This window comes from Sphingobacterium sp. NPDC055431, assembly GCF_053644255.1.
Genome location: NZ_JBSHLH010000008.1, coordinates 18,055 through 40,588, shown reverse-complemented (window position 1 = coordinate 40,588; position 22,534 = coordinate 18,055). Strand labels below are relative to the sequence as shown.

Genomic DNA, 22,534 nt, shown 5'->3' with positions numbered 1-22,534 from the left:
CCATATTAATATAGTATAGTGAATTTAAAGTCTAGTGGGTTAAAACTTTTTACCAAGTCAGGAATGAATTCCTTGCCATGTTTCAGGTAAAGCTCAGCAAAGTTATCGGTCCTTTCCTGCAGGGCCCCTCCAGGAAAGAGCTTTTCCTTGATCCGATCAATCTGTATCAAGGCATCCTGATGATTCCGCTTCTCAGCCTTCAACAGCTTCTTTTCTAAGTTATTGACAGCCTTTTTCAATCTGGCCTTGACCGCATCGGTGCTTGGCCCTAGACTCGGATCAATCTTATGTGCCCTCAGCTTGATCTTTCCAAAAATAGCATTGAATTCCATCCATTCATCTTGCAGATTCAACCTATGTTTGGTAATACGTTTCACATAATCCTTCTTCAAGGTCTCCGACGGCTTGAATATGCTCTTAAAAGTGAAATCTAACCTAAATATTTTTCCCGCCATCTGATCGTCAGTAATCAATGCCGAGTTGCGCGGAATCAAAATAGGAAAAGGAACTTTATACTGATCAAAATTAGCTTTTAACTGTAACCAGTAAACTATCTCCGCGCCTCCCCCAATATAAGCCAGGTTCGGAAGGATTAACTCCTCATACATTGGACGCATAACCACATTCGGACTGAATCTTTCCGGATGTGCATGGATTTCCTTCTTGATCTCTTCTTCAGTAAAATAGACCCCTTGATGCAAGATCTCAAACTTACCATCTTCAGTACGCACGATCCTTTCGCGGTATTCCTCCGTTAGATAGAAAAAGTTGATCTCCCGAGAATGGACCTGAGTAGCAAAACCCTTCTCCTTCAATTGCTCAGAAGTCTTTTCAATAGCTTTATAGCTCTTTTCTTTCAGAATATCATCCTCCATGATCGGAGCAAAGATTTTCTTCAATTCTTTCCTGTCCGCATCAATTATGATCAATCCATATTGCTTAAACAGGGAATTCACGAAGGTTCTGGTTGCATCAGCCAGGCTCGATCCATTCAGATAGGCCTCTTCTACAAGCTCGGTCAGCTCCGTTGCATTATCAGAAAGTCCAAAGGTATTGCAGTATTGTTTAACGGTATCAGCTATGCTGGATGTGTCCAAGCGACCGGTCGCTGAAAGCGATTCCACATCCCAAAGGATCTTTTTGCCAAAAGCCTTGGTATGGTTGATCTCCTCGAAATCATGGTCTTCTGTCGCCATCCAATACACCGGTACAAACTCATGATCAGGGAATTCCTTCTTTAGATCTTGGGCCAATTTGATAGCCGTCACGATCTTGAAAATAAAGTATAAAGGTCCCGTGAATATGTTTAATTGATGGCCAGTAGTAACTGTATAGGTGTTATCATCCTTTAAGCGGATAATATTCTGCGCCACTTCCGGAGAGGAAGACAGCAGGTCTCCATATTGATCAGTTAATATTTTAGTTAATAATTCCCGATGAGCAAACCCTTTCTTTTTGCCAATTTGATCCTTAAAACCTGCTATATCAGGTTTGTTCCCATAAAATGGAGCAAGCTGCTCATTATGGTTTAGATAGGCAATTAAGGTTTTGGAGAAACTATTAGTGTCGTTGTAATCAATATATGTGGCTTTCATCTACCTCTTTTAAACTTTTACAAATGTATAGGCATTTAGTATACAAAATACAAAAATTTAAAATAAGCCCGACTACTTGCCACAAATGTTATAGTTATTTGACAATATTTCCGTACAAGTCAAAGTCTTCAGCACGGTCAACCTTCACCTGAACAAAGTCACCAATACGGGCATAATTGGATTTTGCCTCCAATACAACCTCATTGTCAACCTCAGGGGAATCATATTCAGTCCTACCTATAAAATAATCGCCATCTACCCTATCCACCAACACTTTATAGGTATTTCCAACTTTTTCTTGATTGATTTCATAGGAAATTCCTTGCTGAACCTCCATGATCTGATCCACACGATCCTGTTTTACCTCCTCAGGCACATCGTCCTCTAGACTATGCGCATGCGTTTTTTCTTCATGCGAATAAGTAAAACATCCTAAACGATCAAATCTTGTGTCTTCTACCCATTCCAACATTTCCTGGAAGTCCTCTTCCGTTTCACCGGGGTAACCGCAGATCAATGTCGTTCTTAACGCAATATCAGGAACTTTATCACGGATCTTATTGACCAGGTCGATCTGCTTTTGTTTGCTAGTTCCTCTACGCATGGAGGTTAACATACGGTCCGAGATATGCTGCAACGGCATATCCAGATAATTACAGATATTGGAACGTTCGTTCATGGCATCCAAAATATCCATTGGGAATCCCGACGGATAAGCATACTGCAAGCGTATCCAATCAATCCCTTCCACGTCCGATAAATGACGCAAAAGATCTGAAAGATTACGCTTTCCATAGATATCCAACCCATAATAGGTCAGATCCTGAGCGATCAAGATCAGCTCTTTGGTACCATTGGAAGCCAAGAACTTAGCCTCTTTAACCAGATCATCGATGGATTTGGACACATGCTTTCCGCGCATCAAAGGGATCGCGCAGAATGAACAAGGTCTATTACAGCCTTCAGCAATCTTGAAATAAGAAAAATGGGAAGGGGTCGTCAATAAACGCTCGCCAAGCAATTCATGTCTATAGTCTGCACCAATACTGGAAAGAAGATCTGGAAGATCATTCGTTCCAAAGAATGCATCAACATTAGGGATTTCCGTTTGCAGTTCAGGCTTGTATCGTTCTGATAAACAACCTGTCACAATAACTTTGTTTACTTTTCCCTGGTCTTTTAATTCGGAAAATTGAAGGATGGTATCAATAGATTCTTGTTTGGCATTATCAATAAAACCACAAGTATTGATCACCACAATATCATTAGCTTGGATATTGGAAGCTTCGTGGACCACTTCCATCTGATTGCCCTTTAATTGGCCCATCAACACCTCGCTATCATGTATGTTTTTAGAGCAACCTAGGGTCACCACGTTCACACGTGGTTTAGCCTGTACAGGCGCTGTTTTTGATTGTTTCGTTTTCATATTACGCTGTAGCCTACTTGAATAGTGAGTCTACAAATTCTTTTTTGTTAAATAACTGCAAATCACCGATCTTCTCTCCCACTCCAATGTATTTAACCGGAATTTTAAACTGATCCGAGATCCCTATGACAACACCACCTTTGGCAGTACCGTCCAATTTTGTCAAAGCCAAGGCATTGACATCGGTAGCTTGAGTAAATTGCGTTGCTTGCTCAATGGCATTTTGACCTGTAGAAGCATCCAAAACCAATAAAATCTCGTGAGGGGCATCAGGGATAACCTTTTGCATCACATTTTTGATCTTGGTCAATTCGTTCATCAAGCCCACTTTATTATGAAGTCTACCTGCTGTATCAATGATGGCAACATCGTCGCCATTCGCAACGGCTGACTTTACGGTATCAAAAGCAACCGATGCAGGATCCGATCCCATGGGCTGTGCAACAACACGCACCCCAACCCGATCACCCCATAATTGGATTTGATCAACCGCAGCGGCCCTGAAGGTATCAGCAGCACCAAGAACAACCTTGTTGCCAGCTTCCTTCAACTGGTGAGCCAGTTTGCCAATGGTTGTGGTCTTTCCTACCCCATTCACGCCAACGACCATAATCACATATGGCTTTTGGTTGCCATATTCAAATGATTCAAAGTCATTACTGTTGTTCTCAGCCAATAACCCTTGGATTTCGTCTTTCAAAAGACGGTTCAGGTCATCGGTAGTGACATATTTATCCTGTGCAGCACGTTTTTGAATCCGTTCTACAATCTTCAGCGTGGTCGTAACGCCCACATCAGATGTAACCAGAACCTCCTCCAGATTATCCAACACTTCGTCATCAATGGTAGACTTTCCTACTACTGCTTTCGTAATCTTGGAGAAAAAACCTTCCTTGGTCTTCTCTAAACCTTTGTCCAAAGCCTCTTGAGCTTCAGGTGTCTCTTGCTTCTTTTTAAAAAAATCAAATAATCCCATGATGGATGTGTTATAGATAAAGGATCTGAATCGTATCAAAGATACTTAAATACAGGATACTAAAAAAGCCCTTTTGGTGCTCCCAAAACGGCTAATTATAAGATTTTTAAAGAAAAACTTTAAAAAAAGGAATATCTAACTGCTTATTTAGAAGCCGCAGCAACAACCTCTTTTACTTTGTCATTGTGTACCATACTTTCTTTGAAAGTATAAGCGCCAGTTTTTGCAGATTTTGTAGTGATAATTACTTTGGTAAACTCTTTACCACCACCTTTTTGTAATGATGCAACTGCTTTCTTTGCCATGGTATAATATTTTTAATATGGACCCTAAAGATCCAATCCGTTAATTACTTAATTTCTTTGTGAACTGTTACTTTTCTCAATACTGGGTTGAATTTTTTCAACTCTAAACGCTCAGTTGTGTTCTTTTTGTTCTTAGTGGTAATGTAACGAGACATTCCTGGAAGACCACTTTCTTTGTGCTCAGTACATTCTAAGATAACTTGTACTCTATTTCCTTTTTTTGCCATTGCCTTACTTTATTTATACCCTCACGGGTGAATTTCATGATTCTATTTTCTGCTGATATAACAGGCTACTATCTATTAAATATGACCTCTTTTAATAAACTTGTCGATAGATGCTGTAATACCGTTTTTGTTGATGGTTTTAATAGCCGAAGTAGATACTTTTAAAGTAATCCAACGATCTTCTTCTGGAATATAAAAACGCTTGGTCTGTAAATTAGGATAGAATTTACGCTTAGTCTTAACGTTCGAGTGTGATACGTTATTTCCCTTTAATGCCGTCTTGCCTGTTAAATCACAAATTCTTGACATGATATTCGATTTTTTATTGTTGTTCTAATTCAATTATCGTTCCTCAGAAACGAGTGTGCAAATATCTATATTTCTTTTGGGAAATACAATATTAATTAGCGAATTATTTTAAAATAATGTAGGAATAGGGCAGAAGTCAACAAAAATACTGTATTTTGCATTATTATTTACGCCGACGCTCACAATAGTTTTCAACAATTCACAATGAACAAGTATTTAATACGAGGATTAGCTTTCACTTTGCTGGGAATAATCTGTATCTACTATGGTACCATCCTGATGGAATCCGACAACATGTGGTATAAACCGCTCCTGGTTGTCGGCGTGATCTCTTTCGGATTCGGCTTTATCACCTTTATTTATCGCTTGTTCAGAAAGATCGATCGAAACTCAATATTGGACGACAGGAAGTCCAAGAAAAACAAATAGGGTAGGACCTGATGCTGCAACAAACTAAAGGAATCACCTTAAAAGTTACCAACTACTCCGAAAGTAGCGTTGTCGCTCAGATATATACGGAGGTTTTGGGCCTGCAATCTTATCTGATCAATGGGGCTAGAAAACCGAAGGCCAAGATCCCATTCAATATGCTCCAGCCATTTCATCTATTAGAAATGGTTGTTTATAATAAGGAAAACAACAACCTGCAGCGAATAAAGGAAGCCCAACAGATTCCAGCACTCAAGAGCATCCCACTAGATATCGTCAAGAGTTCCATTGCGATGTTCTTGAATGAAGTCCTCTACAAGGTCTTAAGACATCAACACCCCGAACCACAGCTTTTCCAATTTTTGGAAAATGCCATCATTTGGCTGGATGAAAGCAAAGAGGGATTGGCAAATTATCACCTGGTCTTCCTCGCCAAACTGAGCCACTACCTTGGCTTCAAACCCATCATACAGGATCTTCCATATTTCGACTTGATGGAAGGCCGCTTTTCAATTAGCTTACCTGCACACTTTCATGTCCTGCAGGAGCCCTACAGCACTTATTTCAGAGAAATTTTACAAAGCAGCTTTACGAATTGTAACAAAATTAGGCTAAACCGACAGGATCGGACCTATCTCCTGCAAAAAATCATCGACTATTATCGACTTCATACAGAGAACTTTGGAGAGATTAATTCCCTCTATATCCTAGAAGAAATTTTTGGAAATTAAAGGCATGAAAAAACCCGTTGAGTTGGTACTCGACGGGCTTCCACAATAAATATATATTGAATCTAATTTTTAGATAAGCTTTACATTTACCGCGTTTAGTCCCTTACGACCTTGTTGTACTTCGTAAGAAACATGGTCGTTTTCACGAACCTTGTCTACTAATCCAGAAACGTGAACGAAAATTTCACTCTCGCCAGAATTTGGAATGATGAAACCGAAACCTTTGGCTTCATTAAAGAATTTTACTACTCCTTCTTGCATAATAATTACTATTGTTTTTTTTTAAAGGTATCATTATTTTTTGAATACCAATTAAATTTAATCGTTAAATCTACTAAACATTTTTCAAATTATTTGGCAATTTCTTTTCGCCAACAATTTGGAAAGGTTTTTGCCATGAACAATTTATTTAAAAATATTATGAAAAAATTAATTACACTAATTGCGCTGGTAGGAACGATGACCTCATTGAGCGCCCAAACTAATAATATGGAAAACACTAGGAGAGTAGCAACCCGTGGTTATGCAGAAAAAGAAGTAACACCAGATATCATCTATCTTTCTATTTCTTTGAAAGAGTATTACCAAGATGGAAATACCAAGAAAAAGGTTGCTATTGACCAACTGGAAAAACAACTTTTTGATGCAGCTATGAAAAACGGCGTCAAAAAAGAGGACTTTACCGTTCAAAATATCTATAGCTACAATGTCGAAAACAAAAAGAAAAACAACGAACTGTTACAGGCTAGACAATACAGGATCAAGGTTACTGATCTAAAGAACTTAAATCCAATGTTGGAAGAAGTGGATGCAAGAGGACTGCAGAGCACCAACATCTCTGGATACGATCATTCGCAAAAGAAAGAAATCGAAAAGGAGTTGAAAACCCTAGCAGTACGTGATGCGAGAACAAATGCAGAAATCCTTGCTGCTGCAGATGCTGAAAACGTTGGTAAGGTAATCATGATCAATGATAACAGCAGCTTGAACTGGAATGATCTAGTTCCTCAGCCACGCATGTATGCCATGGCTGCCAAAGGGGTGAGCAATGAAATGGATTCTAATGAACAAGGCTTGGATCTAGAGGTAAAACCGATCAAACTTACCTGTAATATCGACGCTGTATTCGCGCTGAAATAACAATGGAGAAACATCCTTCCTATAATTTACAGAAGATTGATAAAGATTTTCAATGGGTAAAACGACTATCTGTCCTGATGGATAGTCGTTTCCGCATTGGAAACTTTCGCTTCGGTCTGGACCCCATCTTAAACTTCATTCCTTTTGGAGGGCAGATTGCCACCTTCATAATTTCACTGGTTCTTGTATCCGTGATGTACAGAAATGGAGCAAGCAGTAAGGTTGCCGTAAAAATGCTGCTCAATGTTACTTATGACGCACTTTTAGGTTCCATACCCATCATTGGTAATGTCTTTGACTTCTTCAACAAAGCCAATGAGAAAAATGTCAAACTACTACGGGAACACTATTACGACAATAAACATCAAGGAAGTGCCAAAAACATCCTGATCACCCTGGGTATCGTTATATTCATAACCATCATTTTGTTTATTTATGCCATGTATGCCCTTACAATTTGGCTGTTTGGCTTGATATTTTAATCCAATCTCTTCAAAATAATCTATTTTTGTACCTATGAGTAAAACAAGAATCTTTGCCTTATTGGGGGTTGTCATTATGTTGGTCGCGGTTTTCACAAATCCTTCCAAGGAGAAAATCAATGAAAAACTGTCGCTCAAGGCCAAAGAAATCCTCAAAAAACAATTGGATTACAAGCATAAGGACGCTGTAGATCTAGGCATGATGCTCGTAGGAGATCAAGTGGTCAATGAATTTGTGAACAATTACACCTACACCGAAAACTATTACCTTTTTTCACTTGCCAAGATCAATTGGAACAGTGAAAAGATTACCATAGGAGGAGGAGCTTTCGGACAGGTATGGATCAGTTCCAAGATCGATGAAAAAGCCGGAATGTTAATCGACGCTTTAAAGCGATAGGCATGCTTGAGATCTTATTTGAAGATGAGGATTTTGTTGCCATCAACAAACCCCATGGATTATTGGTCCATAAATCCTCCATTGCTGCAGATACTTCCGAGTTTGCCCTACAAATCTTAAGGGATCAAATAGGGAAGAAGGTCTATCCTGCCCATCGTTTGGACCGAAAGACCGCGGGTGTGCTTTTATTCTCCCTGAACAAGGAAATGGATAGTACCATACAAACCGCATTTTCCCAAAACTTAATCAAAAAAGAATATTTGGCCGTTCTTCGTGGCCATACCGATCCCGAAGGGACCATTGATTATCCCTTAAAAAAAGAAAACGGCACAATCCAAGAGGCATTGACCCACTACCAAACCCTCGCGACCACCGAAATTGACCTTCCCTTCGGAAAATTTCCAACTTCTAGGTATTCCTTGGTCCTTGCAAAGCCCGAAACGGGCAGGATGCACCAATTGCGCCGACATTTCGCCCATATTTTCCATCCCATTATCGGCGACAGACCACATGGCTGCAACAAACAGAACAAACTCTGGAAAGATACCTTCCAGCACGACACTATGCTCCTGCACGCCAAATCACTCGCATTCAGCCACCCCAAAACCCAAGAAAACATCCTTATCCAAGCCCAAATCCAACCTGAGTTTGAAAGAGCGTTGGGGATATTGAATATATAGTATTTTAGTAGTTAGTATTTAGTATTTAGACTTTAATATTGTTGATAAATCATTCACCTTCCTTTGGTCTAAATACTATATACTTTATACTAAATACTACCCGTTGATACATCATTATAGAATGTTTCACCTTCCTAGGGTCTAAATACTAAATACTTAATACTAAATACTACCCGTTGATACATCATTATAGAATGTTTCACCTTCCTAGGGTCTAAATACTAAATACTTATTACTAAATACTACCCGTTGATACATCATTATAGAATGTTTCACCTGCTTAGGGTCTAAATACTAAATACTTTATACTAAATACTAATTCCACGTTAATTTTCCTATTTTTGTAACAACAAAAAACTCATTGATTTAACATGAAAAAAACTGCGTTAACTGACGTTCATGTCGCTTTAGGTGCGAAAATGGTTCCTTTCGCCGGATTCAATATGCCAGTTCAATATACTGGTATCAACGACGAACACGAAACAGTGCGTACCGCTGTAGGGATGTTCGATGTTAGCCACATGGGGGAGTTTATCTTAAAGGGCGAAAAAGCATTAGACCTTATCCAGAAAGTTTCTTCTAACGATGCCTCAAAATTATATGACGGTAAAGTTCAGTACGGCTATCTTCCAAACGAAAATGGCGGTATTGTAGATGATTTCTTAACTTATAAAATTGATGACAAAACCTATCTTTTGGTTGTAAATGCATCAAATATTGATAAAGACTGGGATTGGATCAGCAAATTCAATACTGAAGGTGTAGAAATGAAAAACATTTCTGACGAAACTTCTCTTTTCGCTGTACAAGGTCCTAAAGCTGCCGATGCTCTACAAAAATTAACGGATATCGACTTAGCTCCAATGGAATACTATTCTTTCCAAAAAGGAGTATTTGCTGGTGTTGAAAACGTATTGGTTTCTGCTACAGGTTATACTGGTGCCGGTGGTTTCGAAATCTATGTTGCCAACGAACATGCAGAGCAAGTTTGGAATGCAATCATGGAAGCTGGTCAAGAATATGGCATTAAACCAATCGGTCTTGGCGCTAGGGATACCCTACGCCTAGAAATGGGTTTCTGTCTTTACGGAAATGATATCGACGATAATACATCACCATTAGCAGCTGGCTTAGGGTGGGTTACTAAATTCACGAAGGACTTTGTAAACGCTGAAAACCTAAAAGCTGAAAAAGAAAAAGGTGTTTCTCAAAAACTGGTAGGATTCGAAATGATTGATAGAGGTATTCCTCGTCATGATTATGAAATCGTAGATGCTGATGGAAACAAGATCGGACGTGTTACTTCCGGAACGCAATCTCCATCCTTGAAAAAATCAATCGGTTTAGGTTATGTAGAGCCTGCATTTGCTAAAGAAGGTACAGAGATCTTTATCTCTATCCGTAACCAACCTATCAAAGCGATCGTAAGAAAACCTCCTTTTGTAAAATAAGGCGGATAAAAATAAAATGAAAAAGGGCTATTTTTTAGCCCTTTTCTTTTGTTGTCTCATTTCTTGCTGCGCCAGCTTCGCCTTTTCCTCTTGCTTGGTCTTCACATCTCGGCTCACCTGTTTTAACAGAACCACCTTCAGATAGATCAACAACACCAATAAGGCGATGGAAATCCCCAAGTACAGTACCTGTCCGCTATTATAACCTGCCCACGCGCTCAAAACCAAAAACACGATCCCTAAATTGAGCAGTAAATTCAATATAAACTTCTTCGTCATTTCTTCTTTATTACTTTAAAACCCGTTACTCGTTCCCGAATGAAATAAAAATACACTATTCCTGCCATAATATTCCCCAAGATGACGAATAAAGCCAAAATCAATCGCTCTCCATTGCTGATTCTGGTCGAACGCATGATCTCCAACAGCACCAATACCACCCATATTAAAGAAAGTACCATCGAGATGCTCAATAGGATAGGAGCATAGCCCACCTTCAGGATAAATAATAAGATAGAAAGGATATAAAAAGCCAGACTAAATAGGAATGCCTGTTTAGTCTGGTGGAATAATTTATTCATGAAGCAAAGTTAAGGATAAAATCCCGTCCTCGTTTATGGGAATATTCCCAATTCCTTATAGGATTCTCCAACTTTGTTGATCGCACAGATAAATGCCGCTGTCCTTAGATCCTCAACACCGTCCATGCTTTTCCAGATCTGGTGGATTTCATGATAAGAACCGATCATGGTGTCCTCAAGTCCTGAATACACTAAATCAACCTCATCAGGTCCTCTTAAAATAATCTTGCGCTCCAATTTAGAAACCTTTTGATTGGTCATAGACTCTATGATATTCAAGATTTCAGCATACATGTTTTCGCTGAATCTCTTTTCAAGACGACCATAGCGTACGTGGCTTAGGTTTTTCAACCATTCAAAATAGGATACGGTAACCCCTCCAGCATTTAAATAGATATCAGGGATCACCAATTTACCTTTCCTGTTGAACACCTCATCTGCTTCCGGTGTCAATGGACCATTTGCCGCTTCACCTATGATCTGTGCTTGAATCCTTTCTGCATTGTCCCCATTGATTACAGACTCTAATGCTGCAGGGATCAAGATATCACATGGCTGCTCTAAACCTTTTATAGATTCTTCGATATTGATAGCACCAGGGAAATTTAGGATAGAGCCTGTAGCCTTTCTATGGGCAACTACCTCTTCCAGGTCCAGTCCATTTTCATTATAGATGGCGCCCTCATATTCGATCAAGCCAACAAGGATAGAACCACCTTCCTGAAAATATTTAGCAGCATGGTAACCCACATTTCCTAAACCTTGAACGATTACTTTCTTGCCTTCAACACCAGTTGTCAATCCCAACTTGGTCATATCTTCTTCAATCTTACACGCTTCCTTAACCCCGAAAAATACGCCTAAACCTGTCGCTTCAGTACGGCCTCTTACACCGCCTTGAGAAACCGGTTTCCCCGTTACACAGGCCTGAGCATTGATTTCATTCGGGTTTAATGTGGTATAGGTATCTACGATCCAGCTCATCTCGCGCGCTCCGGTACCATAATCCGGCGCCGGAACATCCGTTCCTGGTCCAATAAAGTTCTTTTTCACCAATTCCGTCGTATATCGACGGGTAATTTTTTCTAATTCATACTCTGAATACTTCTTTGCATCGATTTTCACACCGCCTTTAGCACCACCAAACGGAACGTTTACGATGGCACATTTATAGGTCATTAATGATGCAAGGGCCATCACTTCGTCTTGATCCACTTCCATACTGAAACGGATACCCCCTTTACATGGCAGCTTATGATGTGAATGTTGTACACGGTAAGCTTCTATAACCTCAATGTTATCTCCGATTTTAACCGGAAATCTTACTCGTAATATGGAATTACATGCTTTGATCTGTTCGAGGATACCAGGAGAAAACTTGGTGAACTTGGCCGCTTTATCAAAATTCCGACCCACTCCTTGAAAGAAGCTGAAAGTTGTGTTTGATTGATTTGACATAAAAATATGTTTTTGTTTATTCTTGGAATAATACTATAAAGTTAGCTCTTTTAATATTTTAATAATAGGCAAGAAAATAAAAACATTATTTTTAAATATATTCTAAAGATAGGGGAGTAAAATTATTATTTAAGCAATAAATTGCCCTAAAAATAAAAAGCTCAAGGAATCCTTGAGCTTTTTATTGATTTACTGTTTCTTAATAAACATCCATCTCCGGATCAAAAGCTTCTTTCCAAGCTAAAATTCCGCCTTGTAGGTTGGATAAATTCGTGTATCCTTCTTGTTCTAAAAGCATAACAGCCTGAGCACTACGCTTCCCTGAACGGCAGTGGATAACCACTGGAATATCTTTTGAAATCTTTTCAGACTCAATCACAACGCCTGACAATGGAATGTTCACTCCATTCAGGTTCGATACCTCATATTCAAAAGGCTCACGAACGTCGATCAACTGAAACTCAACATTGTGATCCATCATGTCCTTTAATTCTTGAACGCTAATTTCTTTCATAGTAAGCTTTTTATCAAATATATAAAATTTAGACTCAAAGGCCCTGCCAATAATATAGAATTTTTGTTAATTTCATCACAAACATTTTATTCATGAAAAAACTATTCTTAGCACTCGTATTTTCTGGCTTTTTATTCCAAATGAGCTCCGCTCAGCAAAAGCAGATTACAAGCACGGAAAATATTTCCAGAATCTTGAATACCCTTGCTTCTGATGATATGAGAGGCCGATCGGCCCTAAATCTAGACGATATTGGCAAAGCAGCTGATTTTATCGCCGCTGAATTCAAAGAAATTGGCCTTAAACCGTATGTAGGTGATAACTTCCGCCAATCCTTTCTGGTTAATCGGGGCAGCGTGACTGAACAAAGTGTCACCTTAGCTGATAAAAAATTAAATGATGATGAGTTCTTGATCGTAGGTAATTTAGACGAACCTATAACAAAAAACACCCCTTTCATTGAAACCATTAAGATTTCTGCTGATGATGATTTTTCCCAAAAATTCAGGGAAATCGTTCAGCATAACCCAAATAAGGTTGTCGTTTTGGTAGACAAGAAACATGCTCCATTTTTGGCCCGTTTCAAAAGAATCTACAATCGCGAGAGCATTGTAATCAAAGGTCAGGAAAAAGCTGCCGGAAGCCCCAAGGTTTTTATCGTGGCCGATGAATTACCTGGAAACCATGAAATCAAACAGACCCGCAAAACAGAAGAGTTCAATATGTTCAATGTGGCGGCTGTCCTTCCTGGTAAATCTAAACCTGAGGAATATGTGGTGATTTCTTGCCATTATGACCATATCGGTATCTTGCCTGCTGTGGAAGGTGATTCCATTGCAAATGGCGCTGATGATGATGCCTCTGGTACAACCGCGATGATCGAATTGGCGAGGTATTACAAGAAGTTAAACAACAATGAAAGAACCATCATCTTTGTCGCTTTCACTGCAGAGGAAATTGGCATGTTTGGTTCCAAATATTTCTCCAACAATATAGATCCGGAGAAGGTCGTGGCCATGATCAATATCGAAATGATCGGTAAGGATTCCAAATTCGGCCCAAATAGTCTCTATATTACAGGATTCAGCGCGTCTGACCTTGGCAAACTGATGCAGGAAAACCTGAAGGGCTCTGCATTTACCTTCCATCCAGACCCATATACTACCCAAAACCTATTCTACCGAAGCGATAATGCCGTATTGGCCGCATTAGGCGTACCGGCACATACCTTTTCTACATCACAGATCGATAAGGACCAATATTACCATACGGTAAAAGACGAGGTAAGTACATTGGACATCAACAATATTAAATCAAGTATTGAGGCCATCGCAACTGGGGCTATAGGAATTATCAATGGAACCCAAACACCGAGTAGGGTTGAAAAACTAAGAGATTAAGGGCTTATCCCATATAACAGGAAAAGACGGTCAACTGACCGTCTTTTCCTGTTATATCTTAGATGGGATTAAATGTTGTTAATCCAATTTCTTGCGCATAATGTAATCATCAAGAACAAATCCATAATAGGGGATATCAATTTCCTGAATTACCTCAAATCCTTGTTTCAGATAAAATTGATAGGCATTGTTCGATCGGTTAACATTTAGTTCCAAGGTCGGAAGCCCTAGTTTCTTTGCTTCCTGCGCTGCAAAATCGATCAGCAGCTTTCCGTAGCCTTTGCCCTGCGTACTAGGTAACAGATAGATCTTCTCGATCCTTAAGAGGTCTTCTTTAGGGTCAACCCCAATAAAACCTACCGGTTTTCCATCCTCATATAGGAGATGAAAAGCTTTATTGTCTTGGATAGCAGTGCTCAATGCCTCCACCGAATACATCTTATCCAACATAAAGGCAATCTGTTCCTTGGAAAGGATGCTTTGATAGGTCGGATACCAGATGGCATGTGCTAATTCATGGATTAACACAGCATCTTCCTGCTTAGCTGGGATGATCTCTGTCATAGCTCTTCAGATATTATAAAATAGGATTCTTGCTGCGCAATGGAAACAAAACCATCATTTATGACAGCATAAACATGATCCCCCAATGATTTTAAGTTCTGTGTTTCGCCCAATTTTCCTTCATTATTTTCAATAAACAAATTAAAGCCTTTAGGAAGCCATTTCTCGTATTTCTTTACAAAAAGTGCTTTCCCTTTGTTGTTGATCAAATTGATGTTGAAATCGCCTAAATATGGCATGTAATGCGCTATCTCGACGATATCTGTCAAAATATTAACGGCAAAATTGTTTTTCTCTTTTAAAAAGGAAAATAAGGGAACGATATAGCAGTCAGAATAGGGGATAAGGGAAATATGCTCTTCAAGGACATGAGCCTCCAGACCTTGGTTATCTAGGACCACATCGATCTTTATTTCTCGTGCCTTTAGGGATTCGTAATGTTCGGCCAACGTAATAATGGTTGGACTCCACTCCAGAAGTTGGTTTAAATATTCATCAACCAAACAGTCAGGATTTGCGATGAACAAAGCTGGCTCTTGATTCTCTCGAACAATATGATGAGAAGACATAATTAATTGCCTAAATAACGGACTGCAATATAGGACATCAGACCAATACTGGTTTGAAGTGCAGTTTCGTCGATGTCAAAGGTTGAAGTATGTACTGCAGATTGTATTCCTTTGGCTTGATTTCCTGTGCCCAACCTATAGAAACATGCATTTGTTTCTTGAGAATAATAGGCAAAATCCTCTGCTGCCGGCCATAGATCAAGCTCAACAACATTCTCATGGCCAAGATACTCTTGGGCATACGAACGGGAAGCTTCCGTAATCTGAGGTTCATTGATCAGGAATGGATATCCTTTTCTGATTTCAAAATCACAGGTAGCACCCATACCTTCTGCAATGCCAACTGCCATCTTGTGCATTTTCTCATGGGCTTCCGCTCTCCATTTTTCATCAAAGGTCCTGAAAGTACCTTCCAGATAAACCTCTTCAGGGATAACGTTTGTAGCGCCATTTCCAATGATCTTCCCCCAAGATAAAACCGAAGGGGTCCTTGGATCTGCAACACGGCTCACAATCTGTTGCATGGCCGATATGATCTGCGCCGTAATGGCGATAGGGTCAATATTCTGATGGGGTTGAGCTCCATGCCCTCCTTTGCCACGAACCGTCATAAACAACTCATCGCAGGATGCCATATATTTACCGGAGCGGAAACCAACTTTGCCGGCCTCGATAAAAGGCATTACATGCTGTCCAACGATCCCTTGAGGTTCGGGATTTTGCAATACCCCTTCCTTGATCATTAAGGAAGCACCTCCCGGCAGTCTTTCTTCTCCAGGTTGGAAGATAAGCTTCAGGGTTCCGCCAAATTCAGGCTTCAATTCATTCAATATCTTAGCCACCCCCAGCAAAGACGAGGTATGCACATCATGCCCACAGGCATGCATTACCCCGACATTCTTGGAGCCATACGATCTGCCTTCCACCTCAGTGATCGGAAGTGCGTCCATATCTGCTCGTAGGGCAAGGACTTTGTCCGAAGGTAAATCTCCTTTGATCAAGGCTACAACGCCTGTATTGGCCATGGATTCAAAAGGAATCTCCAGGTCTGTCAGCACTTGTTTGATAAATGCCGAGGTGTTGTATTCTTCAAAGGACAATTCAGGATTCTGATGTAGGAACCTTCTGTTGTTTACCGTGTCTTGAAAGTAAGATTGGGCTAATTCTTGAATTCTTTGTTTTGATATTGGCATGTTGATCCTCCACTATTGCCATGTCCAGACGTCCTCGACAAAGACAAATACATTATTGTATCGGCCGCGAAGCTCTCGCATATAGGCCGTCGCTGCAGAACGGCTAGTAAAGTCGCCTACTTTGACCCTGTAGTTTGGTTCTACATAATCTAGGTAAGCATTGATATCTGAATTCTGGCTTTGGAAACTACGCTGTACATTTTCAGCATCCCTGCGGCTGGAACCAGAAAAGATCTGTACCCTAAAACCACGGACCTTCACACGTGTTGCACGAGATTTGTCAATGGTTTTAGGCTCCAGACTTACCGTCTTACTGGCGGTAGGATTTAAAGCATAGAATGAACGGAATTCTTGTAAAAGTCCGATTAAAGAATCCTTTTCAACAATTACTTTGTTCTCTTGTGCCTTTGATACTGATACGATGGCGAACAGCATCAAGAAGCTAACTATAAATCCTTTGTATTTCATTTTTTAATTAACCTTGTTTTCCGTGACAGTTTTTATACTTCAACCCAGAACCACAAGGACATTCATCATTTCTTCCAATGGCCTGATCCTTACGGATAGGTTGGGTAACTTGAGCTTCCTGCGTGTTCAGGTCCTCTTCAGATACTCCAGTTGGAGAACTTAACTCTTCTTTTGTTTCTTTAACTTTTACCTTTGGCGCTTCTGGGCGTGCTGCTTGAATGTTTTGAGGTTCTTGCTGCTGTCCAGGAATCTCGCCTTTGAACAAGAAGCTAACAATATCTTTGTTCATGCCGGCCAACATTGTCTTAAACAAGTTGTAAGCCTCCATTTTATAGATAATGATAGGGTCTTTTTGCTCGTATCGCGCGTTCTGTACAGATTGTTTCAAATCATCCATCTCACGAAGGTGCTCTTTCCATGCTTCATCAATCAAAGCTAGAACGATGCCTTTCTCAAATGATTTGAATACGTCTTTACCTTTACTTTCTACAGCTTTTTGCAAATTTGTAGCAACTTGAATGCCACGAATTCCATCTGTAAAAGGAACAATGATATTTTCTATCATACCACCACGCTCAGCAAGCACGTTTGTCAATACCGGTAAAGTCTGTTCAGCGATGTTTACAGCCTTGCGGTGGTAGTAATTGATAACTTGATCAAATAATTTGTCAACTAAATTAGGCGCTGACTCACTTGCAAATTCTTCTTGTGTAATTTCAGGATTGATCGCAAATACACGGATCACCTCGATTTGGAATTCATCATAGGAATTGTCCTCTTTTGCCTCCAATACAACATCCTCAACGACATCATAGATGGTATTGTTCAAATCTACATCTAAACGCTCACCGAACAACGCGTTCTTACGTTTGGTATAGATTACCGTACGTTGCGAGTTCATCACGTCATCATATTCCAATAGGTGCTTACGTGTACCGAAGTTGTTTTCCTCTACTTTACGTTGTGCACGCTCGATAGATTTGGTCAACATACCGTGTTGCATTACCTCGCCATCTTCAACACCCATCTTAACCATAAGGTTAGAGATACGCTCTGAAGCGAATAAACGCATCAATGGATCCTCAAGGGATACAAAGAATTGAGATGAACCTGGGTCTCCTTGACGTCCTGCACGACCTCTTAACTGACGGTCAACACGACGAGACTCATGGCGCTCTGTACCGATGATCGCTAAACCACCTGCATTGATTACCTCTTGGGTAAGCTTAATATCCGTACCACGACCTGCCATGTTGGTGGCAATGGTTACTTGGCCTGGACGTCCTGCTTCTGCAACGATATCTGCCTCTTTTTGGTGAAGTTTCGCGTTCAACACGTTGTGTTTTACACCACGTAACTTCAACATACGGCTCAATAACTCCGAAATCTCTACAGAAGTCGTACCCACCAATACTGGTCGACCTTGTTCTGTCAAGGTTTGGATCTCTTGTGCTACCGCATTATATTTCTCACGTGCCGTACGATAGATCAAATCTTGACGGTCATCACGTTGAATTACTTTGTTCGTTGGAATTTCAACCACATCCAATTTGTAGATTTCCCAAAGCTCTCCAGCCTCTGTTGATGCCGTACCGGTCATTCCCGATAGCTTGTGGTACATACGGAAGTAGTTCTGTAAGGTAATGGTTGCATACGTTTGGGTAGCATCCTCGACCTTTACGTTCTCTTTGGCTTCGATCGCTTGGTGTAATCCGTCAGAATAACGACGTCCGTCCATGATACGACCGGTTTGCTCATCTACAATCTTAACCTTACCCTCATCAACGATATATTGATCGTCGATTTCAAATAGGGTATAAGCTTTTAACAATTGGTTGATGGAGTGGATACGCTCTGCTTTGATTGAGTAATCGCGCATCAACTCTTCTTTCTGTTGAGCTTTCTCTTCGATAGGAAGATCTGCTTTTTCGATTTCAGCAATCTCAGTACCTACGTCTGGAAGGATAAAGAAGTTTGGATCCTCACCTGTAGCAGTGATCAACTCAATACCTTTTTCAGTAAGTTCTACCTGATTGTTTTTCTCATCGATAACGAAGAACAGTTCCGCATCTGCCTTAGGCATATGACGGTTTTGCTCTTGCATATAGTAGTTTTCTACTTTTTGTAGGATCTGACGGTGATTTCCTTCAGATAGATATTTAATTAATGCTTTGTTCTTAGGCAAACCACGGTAAGCACGGAATAATGCCAATCCACCTTTTTCAGGATCGGTGTCATTATCTGCAATTGCTTTCTTCGCTTGGTTCAAAACCGTGTTGATATAGGCTTTTTGAGCATTTACCAACCGTTCGATCCTTGGTTTCAATTGATAGAACTCATGTTGGTCGCCCATTGGAATAGGTCCAGAGATAATCAATGGCGTACGCGCATCATCGATCAATACCGAATCCACCTCATCGATCATGGCAAAGTGCAATTTGCGCTGAACCATAGATTCTTTGGTGTTCGTCATATTGTCACGCAAATAGTCAAAACCAAACTCGTTGTTTGTACCATAAACGATATCGCTCATATAAGCCTGACGACGTTGTGGTGAGTTCGGTTGGTATTTGTCGATACAGTCAACGCTCATTCCGTGGAATTCGAAGATAGGACCGTTCCATTCCGAGTCACGACGTGCCAAATAGTCGTTCACCGTTACGATGTGGATACCTTGACCCGCCAAAGCGTTCAAGTAAGTAGGCAATGTTCCTACCAAGGTCTTACCTTCACCCGTTGACATCTCGGCGATCTTTCCTTGGTGCAACACGATACCACCAATCAACTGTACATCGTAGTGAACCATGTTCCAGGTAACTTCAGAACCCGCAGCGATCCAAGTGTTCTTCCAGATGGCTTTATCTCCTTGAATGCTAACGTTCGGTTTACGGGCAGCGATTTCTCTATCGAATTCAGATGCTGTAACCTCAATCTCTTTATTTTCTGTAAAGCGACGAGCTGTTTCCTTAACAACAGCAAAAGCTTCAGGTAATATTTCCAATAATACTTCCTCAAGCTTCTTATCGCGATCTTTTGTCAATTTGTCAATCTTGTCGTAGGTTGAAGTTTTTAGCTCCATGTCCTCCGTAGCCTCAGCCTCTTGCTTCAGACTGTTGATTTCATTGTCGATGTCTTGCAAATAGTTGCCGATTCTTTGTTTAAAATCCAAGGTCTTCCCACGTAGCTCATCATGCGTCAAAGCGGATAATTTCTCGTATTCTTCCTTGATTTTATTTACTAATGGCTGTACTCCCTTAACATCTCTTTCGGACTTACTACCAAATAACTTGCTTAAAAACTTTAACATAATTTTCTATTTCTCTATTCGCATGTACAATAATGACTCCAAATCAAATAAGCAGACATTTTGACATTAATCGGGCAAATTTAATTATTAAGGTTGATAACTAATGCTTTCCTGATTCTTTTTTATCAATTATTTTACTAAAAATATGTTTTTCCCTGTACTGGGCACCAAGTTGAGTTCCAGAGCCTTTTCAAACATCTGTCGGATGGCCTTTTTTCCCTCTTCTCCAAGGTTTTCGGAATACTGGTTCACATAGAGCTCAATATGCTTGTACATCACTGATTCCTCCATTTCCTGTGCATGGGAACGGATGTACTCCAGGCCTGATTTCGGATGGTCAAAGCCAAACCTGACACTTTCTGAAATCAATCTGTTTACTTTCTGTTTGACCTCTTCCGGAAGAGACCTCTTGATCACGATCCCACCCAAAGGGATGGCCGAACCCGTCGTTCTCTCCCAATAGTCGCCCAGGTCCACGATTTTGTGCAGACCCTTGTCCATATAGGTAAACCTGTTTTCATGGATGATCAGCCCAATATCGATGCTACCGTCCAGTAAGGACTGCTCAATTTCTGAAAACAGCATGACCTGCTTGTTCAACAGGCCCGGAAAGGCCAAGCTCAACAAGAAGTTCGCTGTCGTAAATTTCCCGGGGATTCCCACCTTCAGCTCTTTGAATCGTTCGGGTAGATCCTGACCGGCATAACTAGCCAATTCTTTTGCCAGGGACTCATCCTTGCAGATCAACAAAGGTCCTACACCAAACCCAAGTGCAGACCCAGCATCCAAAAGCTCATAATCCTCTACCGCATAGGCAAAGGCATGGTAGCTCAGTTTAGTGATGTCCAGGTCGCCCCGGAAGGCCTTGGCATTCAAGGTTTCAACATCATGGTATTCCACGTGAAACTGTAGGCCTTCGCAATCGATCTTGTTATGGATCAAGGCATCAAATATAAAGGTATCGTTCGGACAGGGAGAAAATCCCAATGTAAGTTCCATGTTTTCTTTCAATTTTATGTGATGCTGATGTTCTTGGTCAGCACCAATAGTATCATTCCTAAAAAGGTCGCCAATACCAAACCGTTCCCCAACAGGTCCTTTTCCTTTTTATAACTGATCCAACAACCTACTAAATTGATTGCCGCAGCAATCACATATAGACCGGTCGGTTTATCGGGAAAGACCTGAGTTTGGATATTGGTGAATTTCATCGCCAAAAAGGCTATCAATGGGCAAACTAATCCCATTAGCACACCCACAAGAAGACTGTTTTTCATGTATTAACTGTCAAATGACCAAGAATTCAACTCCGGAATAACATGGTGAGCCGTCATATCAAACTGCGTCGGTACGATGGAAACATAACCATTTATGATCGCATAGGCGTCGGTATCTTCCCCGCGATCCTGCAGGTCAAATTTACCGGTCATCCAAAAATACTCTCTCTTATAGGGGTCCAAACGTTCATCAAACTCCTCAAACCACTTGGCATTCGCTTGCCTGCAGATTTTGATGCCCTTGATATCTACGTTCTTATTTGGAAAGTTCACGTTCAATAGGGAGTTTTTAGGCAGACCGTTTTTCAATACCTGCTCTGCAATGGTCTTCACCCAGGAACGGGTATGGGAAAAATCGGCATTGTGCGCGAAGTCATCCAATGAATATCCAATCGATGGGATACCCTCGATAGCCCCTTCCACAGCTGCAGACATGGTCCCTGAATACAGCACGTTGATGGAGTAGTTCAAACCATGGTTGATACCTGACACACATAAGTCTGGTTTCTTTCCTTTAAAGATCTTGTTGACGGCCAATTTGACGCAATCAACAGGAGTACCCGAACATTTATACATCTCAACCCCAGGATACAGGTCTATCTTATCCAGGCGTAAAGGCTTGCCAATCGTAATGGCATGGCCCATTCCAGACTGTGGACTGTCCGGTGCTACCACCACGACATCCCCAATTTCCTGCATAACCTCTAAAAGAACTTTTATTCCTGGCGCCGTAATTCCATCGTCATTTACGACCAATATCGTGGGTCTCTTTTTTGTCATAGTGCTAAGTTAGTAAAATATGGGTTCATTATCAGCCTCCCAAAATCATGAAGATGTTAAAGATTCAATAGGTTTCCATTAAGCCTTCCGTAAGGAATGGATACCATGCCACATTATTCTTTCTACCCATCTACATGCTGAGGCTATATATTTATCTTTTGACCTTGTTTTACCCTTATTCGAGGCAAAATTGAATTTTGAAGAGGTCTCTCGAATATGCCTCGAATAAGGTCAAGGTAATTCTGCTATAAACAGGCTGCTATCAAGCT

27 protein-coding genes are annotated in these 22,534 nt (G+C 40.5%); 8 read left to right on the top strand and 19 right to left on the bottom strand.

Annotated elements, in window-relative coordinates; all coding sequences use genetic code 11:
- Positions 1–5 precede the first annotated feature (5 nt).
- From bshC to rpmB, 6 genes are all read right to left on the bottom strand, one after another.
- Positions 6–1,595: a bacillithiol biosynthesis cysteine-adding enzyme BshC gene (gene bshC / locus ACWIB3_RS09290; protein ID WP_454291443.1), complete on the bottom strand. Its 1,590-nt coding sequence runs from the start codon at positions 1,593–1,595 to the stop codon at positions 6–8.
- A 94-nt stretch (positions 1,596–1,689) separates the two neighbouring features.
- Positions 1,690–3,024: a 30S ribosomal protein S12 methylthiotransferase RimO gene (rimO, locus tag ACWIB3_RS09285; RefSeq protein WP_185212790.1), complete on the bottom strand. Its 1,335-nt coding sequence runs from the start codon at positions 3,022–3,024 to the stop codon at positions 1,690–1,692.
- 13 nt (positions 3,025–3,037) lie between these two features.
- A complete protein-coding gene (gene ftsY, locus ACWIB3_RS09280; protein WP_185212789.1) occupies positions 3,038–4,000 on the bottom strand; it encodes a signal recognition particle-docking protein FtsY in 963 nt (320 codons plus the stop codon).
- Between the two features lie 143 nt (positions 4,001–4,143).
- Positions 4,144–4,305 (bottom strand): DUF4295 domain-containing protein, encoded by a 162-nt coding sequence (locus tag ACWIB3_RS09275; RefSeq protein WP_093100020.1) that lies wholly within the window; start codon positions 4,303–4,305, stop codon positions 4,144–4,146.
- Between the two features lie 44 nt (positions 4,306–4,349).
- Positions 4,350–4,532 (bottom strand): 50S ribosomal protein L33, encoded by a 183-nt coding sequence (gene rpmG, locus ACWIB3_RS09270; RefSeq protein WP_002998409.1) that lies wholly within the window; start codon positions 4,530–4,532, stop codon positions 4,350–4,352.
- A gap of 75 nt (positions 4,533–4,607) precedes the next feature.
- Positions 4,608–4,841, bottom strand: coding sequence for a 50S ribosomal protein L28 (rpmB, locus tag ACWIB3_RS09265; protein ID WP_185212788.1), 234 nt, complete (start codon positions 4,839–4,841; stop codon positions 4,608–4,610).
- A gap of 204 nt (positions 4,842–5,045) precedes the next feature.
- Here rpmB and ACWIB3_RS09260 point away from each other — a divergent pair, with 204 nt between their 5' ends.
- Both ACWIB3_RS09260 and recO read left to right on the top strand, forming a co-directional pair.
- Positions 5,046–5,270 carry an alpha-amylase family protein gene (locus ACWIB3_RS09260; RefSeq protein ID WP_185212787.1) on the top strand — a complete coding sequence of 75 codons (225 nt, stop codon included), beginning with the start codon at positions 5,046–5,048 and terminating at the stop codon, positions 5,268–5,270.
- Positions 5,271–5,281: 11 nt separating this feature from the next.
- Positions 5,282–6,001 (top strand): DNA repair protein RecO, encoded by a 720-nt coding sequence (recO, locus tag ACWIB3_RS09255; RefSeq protein WP_454291442.1) that lies wholly within the window; start codon positions 5,282–5,284, stop codon positions 5,999–6,001.
- Between the two features lie 69 nt (positions 6,002–6,070).
- Here recO and ACWIB3_RS09250 read toward each other — a convergent pair whose 3' ends face one another.
- On the bottom strand, positions 6,071–6,262 hold the full coding sequence (locus ACWIB3_RS09250) for a cold-shock protein (RefSeq protein WP_093100014.1): 192 nt from the start codon (positions 6,260–6,262) through the stop codon (positions 6,071–6,073).
- Positions 6,263–6,421: 159 nt separating this feature from the next.
- Between ACWIB3_RS09250 and ACWIB3_RS09245 the strand changes: the two genes are divergently transcribed.
- The 5 genes from ACWIB3_RS09245 (at position 6,422) to gcvT (ending at position 10,154) form a co-directional block, all read left to right on the top strand.
- Positions 6,422–7,141, top strand: a complete 720-nt coding sequence (locus ACWIB3_RS09245) for an SIMPL domain-containing protein (RefSeq protein ID WP_237235599.1) — start codon at positions 6,422–6,424, stop codon at positions 7,139–7,141.
- Positions 7,142–7,143: 2 nt separating this feature from the next.
- Complete coding sequence (locus ACWIB3_RS09240) at positions 7,144–7,623, top strand: DUF4112 domain-containing protein (RefSeq protein WP_185212784.1); 480 nt, start codon at positions 7,144–7,146, stop codon at positions 7,621–7,623.
- Between the two features lie 34 nt (positions 7,624–7,657).
- Positions 7,658–8,023 (top strand): DUF4359 domain-containing protein, encoded by a 366-nt coding sequence (locus ACWIB3_RS09235; RefSeq protein ID WP_185218581.1) that lies wholly within the window; start codon positions 7,658–7,660, stop codon positions 8,021–8,023.
- Positions 8,024–8,025: 2 nt separating this feature from the next.
- Positions 8,026–8,703 (top strand): pseudouridine synthase, encoded by a 678-nt coding sequence (locus ACWIB3_RS09230; RefSeq protein WP_454291441.1) that lies wholly within the window; start codon positions 8,026–8,028, stop codon positions 8,701–8,703.
- 371 nt (positions 8,704–9,074) lie between these two features.
- Positions 9,075–10,154: a glycine cleavage system aminomethyltransferase GcvT gene (gene gcvT / locus ACWIB3_RS09225; RefSeq protein WP_254526737.1), complete on the top strand. Its 1,080-nt coding sequence runs from the start codon at positions 9,075–9,077 to the stop codon at positions 10,152–10,154.
- A gap of 27 nt (positions 10,155–10,181) precedes the next feature.
- Here the strand turns inward: gcvT and ACWIB3_RS09220 are convergent, their stop codons facing one another.
- From ACWIB3_RS09220 to ACWIB3_RS09205, 4 genes are all read right to left on the bottom strand, one after another.
- Positions 10,182–10,433, bottom strand: a complete 252-nt coding sequence (locus ACWIB3_RS09220) for a DUF6358 family protein (RefSeq protein ID WP_185212780.1) — start codon at positions 10,431–10,433, stop codon at positions 10,182–10,184.
- The gene (locus ACWIB3_RS09215; protein WP_185212779.1) at positions 10,430–10,735 is read right to left on the bottom strand and encodes a hypothetical protein; all 306 of its coding nucleotides are present in this window, start codon (positions 10,733–10,735) and stop codon (positions 10,430–10,432) included. The genes ACWIB3_RS09220 and ACWIB3_RS09215 overlap by 4 nt, the downstream gene beginning before the upstream one ends.
- 33 nt (positions 10,736–10,768) lie before the next feature.
- The gene (locus tag ACWIB3_RS09210) at positions 10,769–12,193 is read right to left on the bottom strand and encodes a Glu/Leu/Phe/Val family dehydrogenase (protein WP_313190957.1); all 1,425 of its coding nucleotides are present in this window, start codon (positions 12,191–12,193) and stop codon (positions 10,769–10,771) included.
- Between the two features lie 199 nt (positions 12,194–12,392).
- Entirely contained in the window at positions 12,393–12,707 is a 315-nt protein-coding gene (locus tag ACWIB3_RS09205) for a rhodanese-like domain-containing protein (RefSeq protein ID WP_093099998.1), read from the bottom strand.
- A 92-nt stretch (positions 12,708–12,799) separates the two neighbouring features.
- Between ACWIB3_RS09205 and ACWIB3_RS09200 the strand changes: the two genes are divergently transcribed.
- Entirely contained in the window at positions 12,800–14,107 is a 1,308-nt protein-coding gene (locus ACWIB3_RS09200; RefSeq protein WP_454291440.1) for a M28 family metallopeptidase, read from the top strand.
- Positions 14,108–14,185: 78 nt separating this feature from the next.
- On the opposite strand, the gene ACWIB3_RS09195 is transcribed toward ACWIB3_RS09200, so the two are convergent.
- From ACWIB3_RS09195 to surE, 8 genes are all read right to left on the bottom strand, one after another.
- Entirely contained in the window at positions 14,186–14,671 is a 486-nt protein-coding gene (locus tag ACWIB3_RS09195) for a GNAT family N-acetyltransferase (RefSeq protein WP_454291439.1), read from the bottom strand.
- A complete protein-coding gene (locus ACWIB3_RS09190) occupies positions 14,668–15,240 on the bottom strand; it encodes a hypothetical protein (protein WP_185218587.1) in 573 nt (190 codons plus the stop codon). The genes ACWIB3_RS09195 and ACWIB3_RS09190 overlap by 4 nt, the downstream gene beginning before the upstream one ends.
- A 2-nt stretch (positions 15,241–15,242) precedes the next feature.
- A complete protein-coding gene (locus ACWIB3_RS09185) occupies positions 15,243–16,433 on the bottom strand; it encodes a M20 metallopeptidase family protein (protein ID WP_185212774.1) in 1,191 nt (396 codons plus the stop codon).
- Between the two features lie 12 nt (positions 16,434–16,445).
- Complete coding sequence (locus ACWIB3_RS09180) at positions 16,446–16,901, bottom strand: SPOR domain-containing protein (RefSeq protein ID WP_185212773.1); 456 nt, start codon at positions 16,899–16,901, stop codon at positions 16,446–16,448.
- 7 nt (positions 16,902–16,908) lie between these two features.
- Complete coding sequence (gene secA, locus ACWIB3_RS09175) at positions 16,909–20,208, bottom strand: preprotein translocase subunit SecA (protein ID WP_185212772.1); 3,300 nt, start codon at positions 20,206–20,208, stop codon at positions 16,909–16,911.
- A gap of 129 nt (positions 20,209–20,337) precedes the next feature.
- Positions 20,338–21,207 carry a menaquinone biosynthesis family protein gene (locus ACWIB3_RS09170; RefSeq protein ID WP_454291438.1) on the bottom strand — a complete coding sequence of 290 codons (870 nt, stop codon included), beginning with the start codon at positions 21,205–21,207 and terminating at the stop codon, positions 20,338–20,340.
- 14 nt (positions 21,208–21,221) lie between these two features.
- Positions 21,222–21,485: a hypothetical protein gene (locus ACWIB3_RS09165; RefSeq protein WP_185212770.1), complete on the bottom strand. Its 264-nt coding sequence runs from the start codon at positions 21,483–21,485 to the stop codon at positions 21,222–21,224.
- A gap of 3 nt (positions 21,486–21,488) precedes the next feature.
- Positions 21,489–22,265, bottom strand: a complete 777-nt coding sequence (gene surE, locus ACWIB3_RS09160; RefSeq protein ID WP_185212769.1) for a 5'/3'-nucleotidase SurE — start codon at positions 22,263–22,265, stop codon at positions 21,489–21,491.
- Positions 22,266–22,534: the final 269 nt, after the last annotated feature.

Excerpts from the sequence above, each read along its gene's own strand:
- ACWIB3_RS09235 (WP_185218581.1), top strand. The coding sequence starts at position 7,658 with ATGAGTAAAACAAGAATCTTTGCCTTATTGGGGGTTGTCATTATGTTG.
- ACWIB3_RS09275 (WP_093100020.1), bottom strand. The coding sequence starts at position 4,305 with ATGGCAAAGAAAGCAGTTGCATCATTACAAAAAGGTGGTGGTAAAGAG.
- ACWIB3_RS09260 (WP_185212787.1), top strand. The coding sequence starts at position 5,046 with ATGAACAAGTATTTAATACGAGGATTAGCTTTCACTTTGCTGGGAATA.
- ACWIB3_RS09230 (WP_454291441.1), top strand. The coding sequence starts at position 8,026 with ATGCTTGAGATCTTATTTGAAGATGAGGATTTTGTTGCCATCAACAAA.
- ACWIB3_RS09180 (WP_185212773.1), bottom strand. The coding sequence starts at position 16,901 with ATGAAATACAAAGGATTTATAGTTAGCTTCTTGATGCTGTTCGCCATC.
- gcvT (WP_254526737.1), top strand. The coding sequence starts at position 9,075 with ATGAAAAAAACTGCGTTAACTGACGTTCATGTCGCTTTAGGTGCGAAA.
- ACWIB3_RS09215 (WP_185212779.1), bottom strand. The coding sequence starts at position 10,735 with ATGAATAAATTATTCCACCAGACTAAACAGGCATTCCTATTTAGTCTG.
- ACWIB3_RS09190 (WP_185218587.1), bottom strand. The coding sequence starts at position 15,240 with ATGTCTTCTCATCATATTGTTCGAGAGAATCAAGAGCCAGCTTTGTTC.
- surE (WP_185212769.1), bottom strand. The coding sequence starts at position 22,265 with ATGACAAAAAAGAGACCCACGATATTGGTCGTAAATGACGATGGAATT.
- secA (WP_185212772.1), bottom strand. The coding sequence starts at position 20,208 with ATGTTAAAGTTTTTAAGCAAGTTATTTGGTAGTAAGTCCGAAAGAGAT.
- ACWIB3_RS09250 (WP_093100014.1), bottom strand. The coding sequence starts at position 6,262 with ATGCAAGAAGGAGTAGTAAAATTCTTTAATGAAGCCAAAGGTTTCGGT.
- ACWIB3_RS09185 (WP_185212774.1), bottom strand. The coding sequence starts at position 16,433 with ATGCCAATATCAAAACAAAGAATTCAAGAATTAGCCCAATCTTACTTT.
- ftsY (WP_185212789.1), bottom strand. The coding sequence starts at position 4,000 with ATGGGATTATTTGATTTTTTTAAAAAGAAGCAAGAGACACCTGAAGCT.
- ACWIB3_RS09220 (WP_185212780.1), bottom strand. The coding sequence starts at position 10,433 with ATGACGAAGAAGTTTATATTGAATTTACTGCTCAATTTAGGGATCGTG.
- ACWIB3_RS09165 (WP_185212770.1), bottom strand. The coding sequence starts at position 21,485 with ATGAAAAACAGTCTTCTTGTGGGTGTGCTAATGGGATTAGTTTGCCCA.
- rpmB (WP_185212788.1), bottom strand. The coding sequence starts at position 4,841 with ATGTCAAGAATTTGTGATTTAACAGGCAAGACGGCATTAAAGGGAAAT.
- recO (WP_454291442.1), top strand. The coding sequence starts at position 5,282 with ATGCTGCAACAAACTAAAGGAATCACCTTAAAAGTTACCAACTACTCC.
- bshC (WP_454291443.1), bottom strand. The coding sequence starts at position 1,595 with ATGAAAGCCACATATATTGATTACAACGACACTAATAGTTTCTCCAAA.
- ACWIB3_RS09200 (WP_454291440.1), top strand. The coding sequence starts at position 12,800 with ATGAAAAAACTATTCTTAGCACTCGTATTTTCTGGCTTTTTATTCCAA.
- ACWIB3_RS09195 (WP_454291439.1), bottom strand. The coding sequence starts at position 14,671 with ATGACAGAGATCATCCCAGCTAAGCAGGAAGATGCTGTGTTAATCCAT.
- ACWIB3_RS09245 (WP_237235599.1), top strand. The coding sequence starts at position 6,422 with ATGAAAAAATTAATTACACTAATTGCGCTGGTAGGAACGATGACCTCA.
- ACWIB3_RS09210 (WP_313190957.1), bottom strand. The coding sequence starts at position 12,193 with ATGTCAAATCAATCAAACACAACTTTCAGCTTCTTTCAAGGAGTGGGT.
- ACWIB3_RS09205 (WP_093099998.1), bottom strand. The coding sequence starts at position 12,707 with ATGAAAGAAATTAGCGTTCAAGAATTAAAGGACATGATGGATCACAAT.
- ACWIB3_RS09170 (WP_454291438.1), bottom strand. The coding sequence starts at position 21,207 with ATGGAACTTACATTGGGATTTTCTCCCTGTCCGAACGATACCTTTATA.
- ACWIB3_RS09240 (WP_185212784.1), top strand. The coding sequence starts at position 7,144 with ATGGAGAAACATCCTTCCTATAATTTACAGAAGATTGATAAAGATTTT.
- rimO (WP_185212790.1), bottom strand. The coding sequence starts at position 3,024 with ATGAAAACGAAACAATCAAAAACAGCGCCTGTACAGGCTAAACCACGT.
- rpmG (WP_002998409.1), bottom strand. The coding sequence starts at position 4,532 with ATGGCAAAAAAAGGAAATAGAGTACAAGTTATCTTAGAATGTACTGAG.